11 protein-coding genes are annotated in these 13,969 nt (G+C 42.2%); 5 read left to right on the top strand and 6 right to left on the bottom strand.

Annotated features, from left to right (window positions below; all coding sequences use genetic code 11):
* Window positions 1-731 precede the first annotated feature (731 nt).
* Genes HMPREF9145_RS00195 through HMPREF9145_RS00175 form a run of 5 tightly spaced genes read left to right on the top strand, consistent with a single transcriptional unit; the run spans window position 732 to window position 6,903 of the window.
* Entirely contained in the window at window positions 732-4,082 is a 3,351-nt protein-coding gene (locus HMPREF9145_RS00195; RefSeq protein WP_021824404.1) for a glycosyltransferase family 117 protein, read from the top strand.
* Window positions 4,083-4,104: 22 nt separating this feature from the next.
* Complete coding sequence (locus tag HMPREF9145_RS00190) at window positions 4,105-4,716, top strand: polysaccharide deacetylase family protein (RefSeq protein ID WP_021824380.1); 612 nt, start codon at window positions 4,105-4,107, stop codon at window positions 4,714-4,716.
* Window positions 4,694-5,716, top strand: coding sequence for a tRNA epoxyqueuosine(34) reductase QueG (gene queG / locus HMPREF9145_RS00185; protein WP_021824383.1), 1,023 nt, complete (start codon window positions 4,694-4,696; stop codon window positions 5,714-5,716). Before HMPREF9145_RS00190 ends, queG begins: the two co-directional genes overlap by 23 nt.
* Entirely contained in the window at window positions 5,697-6,443 is a 747-nt protein-coding gene (locus tag HMPREF9145_RS00180) for a hypothetical protein (RefSeq protein WP_021824403.1), read from the top strand. Before queG ends, HMPREF9145_RS00180 begins: the two co-directional genes overlap by 20 nt.
* Window positions 6,427-6,903, top strand: a complete 477-nt coding sequence (locus HMPREF9145_RS00175; protein WP_021824390.1) for a DUF4112 domain-containing protein — start codon at window positions 6,427-6,429, stop codon at window positions 6,901-6,903. The genes HMPREF9145_RS00180 and HMPREF9145_RS00175 overlap by 17 nt, the downstream gene beginning before the upstream one ends.
* Window positions 6,904-7,044: 141 nt before the next feature.
* Here HMPREF9145_RS00175 and glmM read toward each other — a convergent pair whose 3' ends face one another.
* From glmM to HMPREF9145_RS00150, 6 genes are all read right to left on the bottom strand, one after another.
* The gene (gene glmM, locus HMPREF9145_RS00170) at window positions 7,045-8,433 is read right to left on the bottom strand and encodes a phosphoglucosamine mutase (RefSeq protein WP_007134193.1); all 1,389 of its coding nucleotides are present in this window, start codon (window positions 8,431-8,433) and stop codon (window positions 7,045-7,047) included.
* Window positions 8,434-8,444: 11 nt separating this feature from the next.
* On the bottom strand, window positions 8,445-9,071 hold the full coding sequence (locus tag HMPREF9145_RS00165; RefSeq protein ID WP_021824376.1) for a DUF4827 domain-containing protein: 627 nt from the start codon (window positions 9,069-9,071) through the stop codon (window positions 8,445-8,447).
* Window positions 9,072-9,170: 99 nt separating this feature from the next.
* Window positions 9,171-10,208, bottom strand: a complete 1,038-nt coding sequence (locus tag HMPREF9145_RS00160; protein WP_021824395.1) for a DHH family phosphoesterase — start codon at window positions 10,206-10,208, stop codon at window positions 9,171-9,173.
* Between the two features lie 240 nt (window positions 10,209-10,448).
* Window positions 10,449-11,504, bottom strand: a complete 1,056-nt coding sequence (locus tag HMPREF9145_RS00155) for a DUF6261 family protein (RefSeq protein WP_021824348.1) — start codon at window positions 11,502-11,504, stop codon at window positions 10,449-10,451.
* 513 nt (window positions 11,505-12,017) lie between these two features.
* The gene (locus HMPREF9145_RS12540) at window positions 12,018-12,203 is read right to left on the bottom strand and encodes a hypothetical protein (RefSeq protein ID WP_021824429.1); all 186 of its coding nucleotides are present in this window, start codon (window positions 12,201-12,203) and stop codon (window positions 12,018-12,020) included.
* Between the two features lie 19 nt (window positions 12,204-12,222).
* Window positions 12,223-13,755 (bottom strand): leucine-rich repeat protein, encoded by a 1,533-nt coding sequence (locus HMPREF9145_RS00150; RefSeq protein WP_052026725.1) that lies wholly within the window; start codon window positions 13,753-13,755, stop codon window positions 12,223-12,225.
* Between the last annotated feature and the right edge of the window lie 214 nt (window positions 13,756-13,969).

Raw genomic sequence — 13,969 nt, 5'->3', positions numbered from 1 at the left:
GTGTTGAAAACGCAATTCTATTGACAAAACAGGACAAAAGCAAAGGTTTTAAATGTCGTTTTTGTAAGAATTAATATTAATAAAAGCACTACTTGAACACTGATTAAATAGAAGATAAATCATGCGAATAGTCTAAACATAGATTGTTTTGTATGCTTTCGCAAAGCTTTTCGCCTAATTTCAAGCAGTAATCTCTATCAAAACACTCCGCTATTTGCATCAAACGACGCCATGATTTGTATTGAATTACTCGATAATATGACGCAGATGACAAACCATTTCACCATAAAAACAGGCTGTAAAAAGAGACAAAGTTCATACTCATTTGATTTTCAACAGCTTATAAAACTCATCAAAAACTCACGTATTATCCATTAAAAGTCCCTCCGCATAAAATATCGCCACTATTTGAAAGGCATTGTAAAGTTAAATGATTAGTATTTAGTTGCCTTATAAATCAACAAAAGGTAGAAGATGATGTAAATTCAATAACAAAACAACTAAAACGAGAAAGAAATATCTTTTGAGCCATATAATTAAAATATTAGCTGCAAAAAGTAGAATAAAAGGTCCCAAAAGAAGGCAAAAACTTATGGCCAACACTGACATTTCACTGACTAAGCGCTTAAAAAAGTGAAATATAAGCAGTTTATACTCCATTGGAAAGACGACTTTACATGAAATGTATTATCTTTGCACTACTATTTCGAAATAATACATTCTATAAATAAATGAAACAGTACAAGTTAGTAGACAATTTACTGGGGTGGCTTGCTTTCTTGATTGCCGCAGTCGTTTATTGTTCTACAATCGAACCGACAGCCAGCTTTTGGGACTGTCCTGAGTTTATCACTACAGGCTATAAGCTTGAAATTGGGCATCCACCTGGGGCACCATTCTTTATGCTTACAGCCAATCTTTTCTCGCATTTTGCAAGTAATCCATCAGAAGTTGCACGCATGATCAACACCATGAGCGCTCTATTGAGTGCCACAACGATCATGTTTCTCTTTTGGACGGTGACCCATCTGACGAGAAAACTAATACTGAAAGACTGGAATGAGCTGACAACAGCAAAGACAATTATCATCGAAGGAGCTGGACTTGTCGGGGCACTCATTTATACTTTCAGTGATACTTTTTGGTTTTCAGCTGTTGAAGGCGAGGTTTATGCCTACTCATCTGCCTTCACCGCAATCGTATTCTGGCTCATTTTGAAATGGGAAGACCATGCAGACGAACCACATAGTGACCGCTGGCTCGTGTTGATTACCTATATGACAGGCCTTAGTATCGGTGTGCACTTGTTGAATTTACTATGCATTCCGGCCATCGTTCTTGTGTTCTGTTATCGCAAGTTCCCAAATATTGAGTTGAAAGGCTCATTGATTGCGCTGTTCTTCTCATTCGTTCTTGTTGCTGCAGTGCTTTATGGCGTCGTGCCAGGAATCATTACTGTGGGCGGATGGTTTGAGCTTTTGTTTGTCAATGTGCTTGGATGTCCGTTCAATACTGGTGAGATTATCTACATCATTCTACTTGTAGCAACGGTTCTTTGGGCTATTTATGAAAGCTATTCAGACCGAAACGAGAAGCTGAGTAACATTTCGTTTACCGCTGCAGTGGCTATGCTTGGCATCCCATTCTATGGATATGGCTGGTCATCCGTATTCATAGGAGTAGTTATTCTCACGATACTTTGGTTTGTATTAAACTACAAACGAACGATTAATAAGAAAAGAGTCAGCTTCGTAACTGCACGCATTAAGAACACAACTTTATTGTGTATGTTAATGCTTATGATTGGATATTCGAGCTATGCCCTTATAGTTATACGCTCAACGGCTAATCCTCCTATGGACCAAAACTCGCCAGAAGACATCTTCACTCTTGGCAGTTATCTCAGTCGTGACCAATATGGTGACAGACCATTAGCCTATGGTCAGGCCTACACTTCACAGGTTGCACTGCAAAACGACGGTAAGATGTGCAAGCCAGTAATGAGTGAAGGTGCGCCAATCTATGCTCGAAAGGAAAAGAAAAGCGCTGATGAGAAAGACTCATACTTTGTTGTTAGTCACAAGAATAAATACGTATTTGCGCAGAATATGGTATTCCCGCGCATGTATGAACAGAAATATGCTCAAGCGTATGAAGACTGGATGGGCGGTGTTGACGGCTCGGAAGTGCCGTATGATCGCTGTGGTGAGCCAATGACGGTTAAGATGCCGAGTCAAATAGAGAATCTACGTTTCTTCTTATCTTACCAATGTAACTTCATGTATTGGCGCTACTTTATGTGGAACTTCGCTGGACGTCAGAATGATATACAAGGTAATGGTGAGCTTGAACACGGCAACTGGATTACTGGTATTCCTTTTATTGACAATGCACGCTTAGGAGATCAAAGTAAACTTCCAGCCGATTTACAAAATAATAAAGGCCATAACGTGTTCTATTGTCTTCCACTCCTTCTGGGAATCATAGGACTTTTCTGGCAAGCTTGGCGTGGAAAACGAGGTATTCGCCAGTTCTGGGTTGTGTTCTTCCTATTCTTTATGACAGGATTGGCTATTGTTATCTATCTTAATCAGACGCCAATGCAGCCACGAGAACGTGATTATGCTTATGCAGGTTCATTCTATGCATTTGCTATTTGGTGTGGAATTGGTGTGGCAGCTATTTATGATTTGCTAAAGAAATACCTACATATCAATGAAAAGGTACTGGCATCTGTCGTTTCAATCTTAGCGTTGTTGGTTCCTATTCAGATGGCAAGTCAGACCTGGGATGACCATGATCGTAGTGGAAGATATACTTGTCGAGACTTTGGCCAGAACTATTTGATGACCCTACAAGACAAAGGTTTCCCTATCATCTTTACCAATGGAGACAATGATACGTTCCCACTTTGGTATAATCAAGAGGTAGAAGGTGTCAGAACTGATGCCAGAGTATGCAACCTAAGCTATCTCGCTACCGACTGGTACATTGACCAAATGAAGCGACCTGCCTATAATTCGCCTGCGGTTCCAATCAGTTGGCCTCGTATTGACTTCTGTTCGGGGACAAATGATTATATCACTGTGCAGCCGGAAGCTAAGAAACAGATCCTTCAGTTCTATAAGGATAACCCACAACAAGCTAAGGCTCAGTTCGGAGATGAACCGTTTGAACTGAAGAATATCATGAAGTATTGGGTACGATCTAAGGATAATGACATGCACTTTATACCTACAGATACAGTCTATGTAACTATAGATAAGCAGGCCGTTAGACGCAGTGGAATGCTCATGCAGACTGATTCTATCCCCGACAAGATGGTGATTTCTCTCGCAGGAAAGAACGCTTTGTACAAGAACGACCTAATGATGCTTGAGATGATTGCCCAATGTAACTGGACGCGCCCTATCTATGTAGCTCTCACTGTGGGTGAAGATAACTACATGAACTTAGGGAACAACTTCGTACAGGAAGGCCTTGCAAACCGCATTACGCCATTCACGACGAATATAGATGGTAAGGTTGTCAAGGGAATGACTAACTTTGATACAGCCAAAACCTATCGAAACTTGATGACGCGCTATAAGTTTGGTGGCTTAAAGACTAAGGGACTATATATCGATGAAACTGTAATGCGTATGTGTTATACCCACCGTCGTCTCTTTGCTCAGCTGGCAAAACAACTCATTATGGAGCATAAAGATAAACAGGCATTAGCTGTTTTGAATAAATGTTTAGCTGAAATACCAGCTTATAATGTGCCAAACAACTACGTAAGTGGTAGCCTTGATCTTGCAGAGTGCTATGCAATATTAGGTCAAAAGGCTAAAGCTAAGGAATTGTTTAACGACGTTTGGAACAACTCTACACAGTACATGAATTGGTATTTGAGCCTCGACAGCAACCATTTTGCCCAGTCTATGAATGACTGTCTACGCGAAATGTCAATCATGCAAGAGTGTAACAGAGTGGCAAGTATCATAGATCCGAAGCTCGCTCAACGCACAGGACATCAGTTCCAAAGTCTGTTTAATATGTATCGCGGCAAAGGTGGCGTGCTGCCTAACCAGAACAATTGACGCAAAATTAAGCTAACAAGCGATGATAATAGAGCAACCTGCTAAATGGTTACGCTGGATTTATCCCGGTGCGACTTGGAGAATGGACCCTAACGAACATGCTGTTTATCTCACGTTTGACGATGGTCCTATCCCCGAGTCGACACCTTTCATCCTTGAAACGCTTAGGAAATATAATGTCAAAGCTACCTTTTTCATGGTTGGAGAGAATGTGTTGAGATACCATGACCTTTATAATCAAATCATCAATGATGGTCATCGAGTGGGTAATCACACCTTTAACCATATAGGATCTTTCAAACATTGGACAATCACCTACGCCATTAATACTCATAAAGCCGATGAACTCATCCACTCAAACCTATTCCGTCCGCCCCATGGATGGATGAGAATGTCAGTCTATTGGTGGATGAAAAGAAGGTATCGGATTATCATGTGGGACCTCGTTACACGCGATTATTCTAAATGGTTGACTGCAAAAGATGTGGTAAGAAACGTAAAAAGGTATGCAAGGAATGGCTCAATCATCACGTTTCATGACTCTTTGAAGAGTATCGATAAACTAAAAACAGCCTTACCTGAATCAATTGAATGGTTAAAATCGCAGGGATATGAGTTCAAAATCTTTGAATAAACAAGACCTTACGAATGAAATCAAAGCCGAAGCACTGCGCCTCGGCTTTTTTGCTTGTGGCATAGCACGTGCTGAACACGTTGATAAAGCGACAACAGACCATATCAACCGCTGGCTCAAAGAAGGCAAATATGCCAACATGGAGTATATGGCGAACTACACTGATAAACGACTTGACCCCCGATTATTAATGGAAGGAGCAAAGAGTATCATTTGTGTTGCGTTGAACTATGCCCCACAACACAAGTTCAATGAAAATGAATTTCATCTCGCTTCCTATGCCCTTGGTTTGGATTATCATGATATAATGAAAAACAAACTGCGTCAATTGGCCGCACGATTTGACTTTAATGACGCACTAAAATGCCTCAAATCGGAGCGTAAAATGTGCCGAATCTTTGTTGATACTGGACCCATATTGGAACGCTATTGGGCTGAAAAAGCAGGGTTAGGATGGGTTGGTAAGAACCATCAGCTTATCATTCCACACGCTGGAAGCATGTTTTTCTTGGGCGAAATCATTGTAGATGAAGAGCTTGTTTATGACCAACCAGCAAAAAATCGCTGTGGAAACTGCCACCGATGTATTGATGCTTGTCCAACAAAAGCGATCGATGAAGGGCGTGAAATCAATGCCGAGAAGTGCCTTTCTTACCAGACAATAGAGAATAGAGAATGTCTATCTGAAGAGGCTTCTGCCTCAATCGGTAACACCATCTATGGCTGTGATGCCTGCTTAAAGGCTTGTCCGTGGAATAAATTTGCCATACCTAACGACACACCCGAACTTCAACCAAAAGCTGAACTCATGCAAATGACGCGACAAGAATGGGAGATTCTCAGCGAAGAGGATTATCAAAAACTCTTCAAAGGGAGTGCGGTTAAGCGGGTAAAATATAAGGGATTGATGCGAAATATTAAGGCTGCGACTTGCTATTCTCAAGGAAAACACCTACCTTTATCCACGAAAACAAAGGACAATGAACAAAAAAATAAATAGTTATAAGGCTGTAGCTGCGTTGACAAGAGCATTCTTTGAAGCCTATACAAATGGCATTTTAGATGGCTCGACAGAGGCAAATAACAAGGAGAACAAACGTTCTCCACAAGCTGTTAAGCAAGCCATGCTCGAACATTATGAAGAAATTAATCAGCAGTTCTTCACGGTAATGTTTCCTGCTTTGACGCTACTCAATTATCAAGATGAACAGAAAATGCAGGAGAAGCTCAAGGAAGCAAGTGCTGAAAAGGCCTTAAATGTAACAGAATATCTACGATTTGCTTGCAAAACAGATAAGCTTTTTCAGGCCCTTTTGAGTGAATATAGACGCAATTTTACTATGCTTTTGCAAGGTAAAATGACAACACTTCATGAACATATTAAAGGCTATCCACGAGGTTTGCAGCTTTCTGTTATAGACGAACAGAAGGCTATTGTCATTATGGTTCGGGTGATTTTAAAGGCCTATGCCGCAGGGATAAAAGCAACAAAAACAAACCATCAAGCTTTCAATCAAGCCACAATCTATCGCATATTGCTGATAAACATACAATTGTTACTCAATGATTGTGCATTCAAATCAAACGAAGAAGATCTCATACTGCTGTTCCAAGAGGCATGCGGAAACGAAAACAATCTCAATGTTTTATTCAATTCGTTGGATGAAATCTATGAAGAATTAGCACAAGAAGAGGGACTTTACACACACTATGAGCAAGGAAATTAGAAAAGAAGCACTACGAAACAGCAAGCTATATCACCATATTAAGAAGGTCACTCAGCTTGCAGATGGATATTATCTCGATTTTGTCATCGGATTAATCCCAGGTGGTTTTGGTGACATTCTCGGTGGCTTGTTCTCTCTTTCGCATGTATACTTTGGCCTATTCAAGCTTCGTTCGATTCCTTTGACATTGGCTTTATTGAACAATATGCTTCGCGATGTCTTCCTTGGCATGCTACCTTTCTATGTAGGAGATGCCATTGACTTCTTCTATAAGTCCAATAAGAAGAACATGGCACTAATAGATGGCTTCTTAAATGACGATAAAGATATCATTCATCAAGTCAACAAAAAGGCTGTTCAGTCTGCCATCATCCTATTCCTACTACTTGTTTGTATAGCAATCCTGCTTTGGGCATTAATCAAATTCGCAGAACAGGTAGGCAGTTGGCTATTTACTTAACGCAAAGATTCTATCGAAAATCTATATAAACAAACAGACCTTGTAAGCAACAAGGATTCACTTACAAGGTCTGTTTCTGTTTAACTATGATGTAAAATGCCTGTACTTATCCATAAAAACAAGTCAAAAGAGCATTATTTTCTACTGCATATCATAAACCACCTGCATGAGTTTCTTTCCTAAAGCATCAGCTTCTTCCATTGTAGATGCCTCACTATACACGCGGATAATAGGCTCTGTGTTACTCTTTCTCAGGTGAACCCACTTGTCAGGGAAGTCAAGTTTCACGCCATCTATATCAGTTACCTGCACATCGGGTTCTTTTCCATACTGCTCTTTCACCTTTTCCAAGATTGCATCCACATCAGTTGATGGCGTAAGATCTATACGATTCTTGGCTATAAAGTATTCAGGGAAGGTAGCACGGAGTTCACTTACCTTACATTTCTTCTGTGCAAGACTCGATAAGAAGAGTGCAATACCCACCAAAGCATCACGTCCATAGTGGCTCTCGGGATAGATTACTCCCCCATTTCCCTCACCACCAATGATGGCATTCGCCTCTTTCATCTTCGTTGTTACATTCACTTCACCCACTGCAGCAGCCGTATAAACACCGCCATGCTTTGTGGTTACATCGCGAAGAGCGCGTGTAGAACTCAGGTTAGATACGGTATTTCCTGGCGTGTTACTAAGCACATAGTCGGCTATTGAGACTAAAGTATACTCCTCACCAAACATCTTTCCGTCTTCACAAATGAATGCCAAGCGGTCAACATCTGGGTCTACAACGATACCCAAATCATAGCCACCTTTTCGTATTTCGGCCATAATACCACTGAGATTTTTCTCTAATGGTTCAGGATTATGTGCAAAATCACCATTCGCTTCACCATTAAGGAAGGTGTATTCTACACCTAAAGCATCAAGCAATTCTGGCAAAATGATTCCTCCAACCGAGTTGATTGCATCCACAGCCACCTTAAAGTGCGCTTTGCGAATAGCCTCAGTATCTACTAATTTCAATGCAAGCACACTATCAATATGGCGTTGATTGAAAGATTCTTCTTTGTATTTACCTACATGATCAACGTCGGCAAACTCGAAATCTTCCTTATCTGCTATCGCAAGCACCTCGTTTCCGTTATCTTTTGTGAGGAATTCTCCCTTGTGATTCAATAGCTTCAAGGCATTCCAATGACGTGGATTGTGGCTTGCTGTGATGATGATTCCGCCTGCAGCTTGGCTCATTTGAACAGCCAATTCAGTAGTAGGCGTGGTAGCAAGTCCTATATTAAGCACATCATATCCCATGCCCATTAATGTACCACAAACTACATTCTTCACCATCTCTCCAGAGATACGAGCGTCTCTTCCGACAACTATCGTGTTGCTCTTCGACTGATTACTGCGGCGAATAAAGGTTGCATAAGCCGATGTAAACTTAACAATGTCTAATGGATTTAATGTGTCACCAGCTCGTCCTCCGATAGTTCCTCGGATGCCGGAGATAGATTTTATTAAAGTCATAATATTTAGATTTATCTACCTTTTTGGTAAGTTAGTTCGTAAAAACAGGGGTAAACAGCTCCCGAAGCAACAGCCGTTCCTTGTGCAGAAGGCACAATCAGTCTCACTTTTGCAATGCCTTGTGCCGACAATTTGCCAAGTTTGATATAAGAAAGTGGTGCCAAAAGTCCAGCCGGAACAGTAGCTGTTCTATAGACACTCTTCATTACTCCCGACTCAAACTGTGCGTAAGGCGAACCTGAAATCATTTTAACGTTCATCACATCTGGGATAGATGAAAAGGTCATGATATTGTTAGAAGAAAGCACCGAGTCTGTAAGCAGATTGGTTTCTGTGTATCTTAGTAACACATTTGCAGAGGCATTGCGACCTAAAACCTCACCACTTCCGCGACGAACAATTTGCATATACACACCCGAACTATTGAAAAGCACAAACTGATTCTTGGTGGTATCTGTCGTGGTATCTTGTGAAAGAAACTGTTGTTCACTAATAACATTCACCTTATGGTCTGCAATATACTGGTTGATTGCAGCGCGTTCTTTCTTCTTTTTGTCTGCATATGTTTCATTATCTTTGCAAGATGCAAACGCAATCACACCGATAAGGCCTACGAATAAATATATTATTTTCTTCATTTCTATCTGTTTTGTTCTTATTTATAACGTGGCAAAGTTACTAATTTCCTTACACTTTAATAGATTTCTATGATAGTTTTTATTGATATTTCCCAATTTTTAAGCTTTCAATCGGTCGGCATATTTCAAGAGCGCACGCTGCATAATGACTTCAGCTTCTTTCAAACTGCAATGCAATTTGCCCCCACTGGCATTCAGATGCCCACCTCCATTGAAAAACTCGGCAGCTACTTCGTTGCATGGAAAATCATCAACCGAGCGCAAACTCACAAGAATCAGGTTATCGTGTCGGTCGTCTTCACGCAATGAAACCGAAAACTTCAGCCCCTTTATGCGCAGTGGTTCGTTGACAAGTCCTTCCAAATCACCTTTCACAAAATGGAATCTCTTCATGTCACGACGGCTCACTGTGAAGTAGGCGGCATGATATTCATCGAATACACACAGGCGTTCGCTCATCAAAAAGCCTCGTAACCTGATGGCCCATTGACTATAATTGTTGAACACATTGCGATAGATTTTATCCTTATCTATTCCCGTTGTGAGCAACATCCCAATGATTGTATAGATTACCGGACGCGTAGAATTATACGTAAACCCTCCTGTATCGGTCATCATTCCACAATAAATCGGAGCCGCAATCTGTTGAGTGAGCTGCTCAAATCCACCCAATTGGCAGATAACTCGAAACACAAGTTCACATGTGCTGCTGGCTTCGGGATGAGAAATGGTGACAATGCCGTCGATTGTTGGATTGAGATGATGATCTATCAGCACGCGTTTTGCCTTTGAAAGCGCTATGACTTCTTGAAGTTCTTCAAGTCTACTCGTGTCATTAAAATCAAGACAAAACATCAAATCAGCACGTTGACAAAGTGCCTTTACTTCGTCAGTTTGTTTATCAAAACGCAACACATCATCTGTCCCAGGGAGCCATTTCAAAAAATCGGGAAAGGCATCAGGCACGATAATATGGGCCGTCTTCCCCCATTGTTTCAAATATTCCGTCCAGGCTAAACATGCTCCCAGGGCATCGCCATCAGGACTTTTATGCCCCAAAACAATAATATTTTCGGCATCACGGATAGCCGCCTTCAAGGTTTCGACTTCCTGTTCTGTGATTAGTTCTAATTGCATAATGGGCACAAAGATAATAAAAAAGGTTGAGAGACAACACAAAATGCGATGAGTTAAATGAAAGATGAATGCAAAAAAAGGGTGCAGCATTGTTATCGCAACAGCGCTGCACCACCACTTTAGACTTAGGAGTATTTATGACGATACCTATTGTATAACTACGCCGCTGCGTAGGTTTTCGTCGCAATAAGAGTTAATTTATGAATGCGGCCTTGCGCATTTCCCTAAGCTCGACAATTTTTATGGTTGGTTTTTATGTTTAATCCCAAAGTCGGGCTGTTCGGTTGTTCCGCCACCCGTTTTTGGCTTTTCATTTGCCTTTTCTACGAGAAACAGCGAGCCATCTTTGGCCATGACCACCCAAATTGTGGCAGGTTTGCCATCAGCGCCCTTGCGGTCTTTTATGGCGAGTTCATATTGGCGTTTCATGCCTGCGCCCTTGCCTTTGCCCGTGTAGGTGAGGGTGCCCTCGTCATAGCCAGCCTTTTCTGCGAAGGCCGGAATGGCCGCTTTGAGTTTTTCTTCGCGTTCTTTCACTGCCGGCGACGGCTTTTTCTGCGCCGCACTCTGTTTATAGGCCGTTTTGAAGTGGTCTACCTCCTGATTGATTTGGTCCACCAAACGCTCAATCGGCGGACGGTCGTCTTCGGTCGCTGCGAGCAGATAACTGGCCTCAATATAGTGGCACACGGCATTGAAAACGGCGTCGGTTTGAGGGCGAACCTCAGCCAGTGGGGGCAATTTTGCATCAACAACTTTCACTTGGCGTTCGTTGTAGACGGTTTGAAACTTTTCGTTCACGGCCTTTAACTCTGTCATGACAGGCGCAAGACTCAAGGTGGTCATCTCTGCTGAGAAACGCTCCAAATCTTTCAACAATCCGCGCACTTCGGCCGTTTCGGCATCAGCCGCTTTGCTTTGAATGCCTGCATAAACTCCGAGCGCCTTGTCGAGCTTTTGGGCAGCCTCTTTAACGGCTTGCACGGGCGATTTCAGTTGCACACGCACGATGCCAAAGAGGTTGGTCAGCAGTGTGTCGCGCTGGCGGTCGAGTGCTGCCATCTGTTCAGTGTGCACCGTGGCCGTGGCTTGCTTGTTTAGCTCCGTTTCTAACTCTATGCAATCGTTCCAGCTCTTGAGCAGTTCGTCGGTGAGGTGCAACTTTAGTTTGTCGCCAGCTTTTACCAATGCATAGACGTTGAACATGAATTGGAGGTGATGAGAATTGGTGTAGCGGGCACAATGACTGCCGCTTACTAACGCCATTTTAGGAATCTTAATCTTAAATTTTTCCATTTGTATTATATTAAAGTAAAAATTATAAAGATGGTTTTACGTACCACCTTCTTTTTATTGTTTCTTAGTATTCTACACATTACTTTCTTTCATTATCTTTCTTTTGAGCCTTTCTGAAATGTTCAGAAGCATGAAAAACTTCATTTTGACCTTTCTGAAACGTTCAGAAGCGTGAAAAACTTCATTTTGGCCTTTCTGAAATGTTCAGAAGCGTGAAAAATCTCCATTTGGCCTTTCTGAAATGTTCAGAAGCGTGAAAAACTTCATTTTGGCCTTTCTGAAATGTTCAGAAGCGTGAAAAATCTCCATTTGGCCTTTCTGAAATGTTCAGAAGCGTGAAAAACTTCATTTTGGCCTTTCTGAAATGTTCAGAAGCACGAAAAACTTCTTTTTGGTCTTTCTGCAATGTGCAGAAGCGTGGTTTTTATGTTTCGTCGGCCGACAACAGCTTGTTTTTATTTTCAGCTTTTAGTCGACCGACGAAGAACTTATTTATGGACTTCCTACTATATCTTAGTTATCTTCATCCCATGGATTGTTGTCAGACACCTCTTCTTCATCAAAGAAGGGGTCGCGCTTAGCTTGTCCGCCGCCTCCAGGACCCGGGCCAGATGCGATGGGGACAGAAAGACAAATAAAGTTCTCGGAATTTACTGTTAATACTTGTATCGTGGGGTGTATATAAATCCGTTTTTTCATTTTTCAAGTCCTCCTATGATTAGAATTTATAGAATTTTTTGCCATTGACAATATAGATTTGTCCACTTTTGAGAGCATTATAATTTGTGCCGAGCTGACGACCATCAATGGAATAGAATGGATAACGACCACTCTGGATGTCTGCTTCGGTGGTATGCTCAAGTTGTCGAATTCCAGCTGTTGTGCTGTTGAATTCATCATCCAAAACCATAAGGAAACTCTTGGCAGGTACAGCACCCGTAGGACTGGCAATAAAGCAGCGGTAGGGAGCAATGTAGTCGTTCGTGACGCCGTTTTGTACAGCCCACCACTTGTTGCCATTAAGATAGTAAGCCTTTTTAGTTGACGCGACAGTATTATGTATAAACTCTGTGGTGCCATAGAATTTCCAATCACCATCAGCAGTTGCTTCTACAGCTGAAGATTGTATGTCTGGAGTTACAGGGACAAGAACATTTCGCATTTCGGGCAGGGTGTGAGACTGACCGTCGGTGATGCGCACGAGGTAGGGCTTGTTGGCCTCAAGGCGGGTGCCGAGGGGTACGGCCGAGAACAAGAAGGCCTTATCACCGTTGCTGTCAAGGCCTTTCTGGGTGAGGGTGTAAGCCTGCATGCCGGTGGGCAGGTCGGTGGGGTACGGCAGGTAGAGGGTGCTCACGGCCTTGCCTGTGGTGTTGCTGAAAGTGCGGTTGTAGGTGGCTTTCTTGGCCGTGAATGCTTTGGGCGCGCGGAACGACAAGTCGTCGCTGATGAGCAGGTTGTCGCAGTAACCGTCGGCACGCACGATGTTAGTCTCGTCTGCAGTTTGGCTTATGTCACCACCATTCATATCAGGCTCATTTAAACCTCCACAAGGATAAACATTGAAAGTCGCCGGGAGATACATCAAGATTCGGCCTCGAAGCCGAAAGAACGCATAAAACTGTTGACGATAAGAATCAAACATAGCACTCGTCAATTGTGTGTTGGAAAAGTCGTAGTATTCAATGTTGTATTCAGAAGACTGCCCAGTAAAAGTATCATCCCATGATATTGATGCAGGACGATAAGTTCCGAAAGCGGCAGTTCCTAAATAAGAGAGTTGTGAGCCTGCCTCGAAAGAAAGATGCTTGATTCGATGATTTCTGAATGCTTGGCTTTCAATCCTCTGAACGCTGGCAGGGATAATTAAATTATCATAAGCAATGTCAGTGCTATTCATGGAAAAAGCTCCTTCCCCTACTACTTTCAGTGTGGGAGGTAAGGTTAGAGAGGTAATACCGCAGGCATAAAATGCTTGTCTTGCTATTCGAGTGACCGTGTAAGTATTTGCTCCCACATTCACCGTTGCAGGGATTTTAAGAACACCACCATTGTTTAATACATAGCTGGAACTTTTTGTGGGCGATGGTGTTTTGTCTGGCGTTCCCGTAATGGTTGCTTCTGTGCCGTTTACGGTGAAGTTGAGGGTAAGTCCTTCGGAAACGACACTGTAGACCGTTTGCGCTGCTGAGCTTTCGGGCAGCAATAATGCTACAAGCAATAAGAAAAGTGTAAATGTTTGTTTCATCATTTTTTTATGTGAATTATATTATGAAAACTTTTGTTATTTCCCTCTTGTGCAGCTTAGCAAAAGGGCATGAAAAAGCGAACAAAGGGAACCTTGAAAAGCCCTTTGTTTATGGGAGATACACCACGCCTCACGCGCGCGTAGGAGAAAAAATTTTAAAGTGTAGTTATTGGCGTGGCGCCTATGAGAGAGAGAGAGAGAGAGAGAGAGAGTAGAC

This window comes from Segatella salivae F0493, from assembly GCF_000477535.1.
GTDB lineage: Bacteria > Bacteroidota > Bacteroidia > Bacteroidales > Bacteroidaceae > Prevotella > Prevotella salivae.
This window is presented reverse-complemented; position numbering and strand designations above follow the sequence as displayed.

Excerpts from the sequence above, each read along its gene's own strand:
- HMPREF9145_RS00160 (WP_021824395.1), bottom strand. The coding sequence starts at position 10,208 with ATGCAATTAGAACTAATCACAGAACAGGAAGTCGAAACCTTGAAGGCG.
- HMPREF9145_RS00175 (WP_021824390.1), top strand. The coding sequence starts at position 6,427 with ATGAGCAAGGAAATTAGAAAAGAAGCACTACGAAACAGCAAGCTATAT.
- glmM (WP_007134193.1), bottom strand. The coding sequence starts at position 8,433 with ATGACTTTAATAAAATCTATCTCCGGCATCCGAGGAACTATCGGAGGA.
- HMPREF9145_RS00155 (WP_021824348.1), bottom strand. The coding sequence starts at position 11,504 with ATGGAAAAATTTAAGATTAAGATTCCTAAAATGGCGTTAGTAAGCGGC.
- HMPREF9145_RS12540 (WP_021824429.1), bottom strand. The coding sequence starts at position 12,203 with ATGAAAAAACGGATTTATATACACCCCACGATACAAGTATTAACAGTA.
- queG (WP_021824383.1), top strand. The coding sequence starts at position 4,694 with ATGAGTTCAAAATCTTTGAATAAACAAGACCTTACGAATGAAATCAAA.
- HMPREF9145_RS00165 (WP_021824376.1), bottom strand. The coding sequence starts at position 9,071 with ATGAAGAAAATAATATATTTATTCGTAGGCCTTATCGGTGTGATTGCG.
- HMPREF9145_RS00180 (WP_021824403.1), top strand. The coding sequence starts at position 5,697 with ATGAACAAAAAAATAAATAGTTATAAGGCTGTAGCTGCGTTGACAAGA.
- HMPREF9145_RS00190 (WP_021824380.1), top strand. The coding sequence starts at position 4,105 with ATGATAATAGAGCAACCTGCTAAATGGTTACGCTGGATTTATCCCGGT.
- HMPREF9145_RS00195 (WP_021824404.1), top strand. The coding sequence starts at position 732 with ATGAAACAGTACAAGTTAGTAGACAATTTACTGGGGTGGCTTGCTTTC.
- HMPREF9145_RS00150 (WP_052026725.1), bottom strand. The coding sequence starts at position 13,755 with ATGATGAAACAAACATTTACACTTTTCTTATTGCTTGTAGCATTATTG.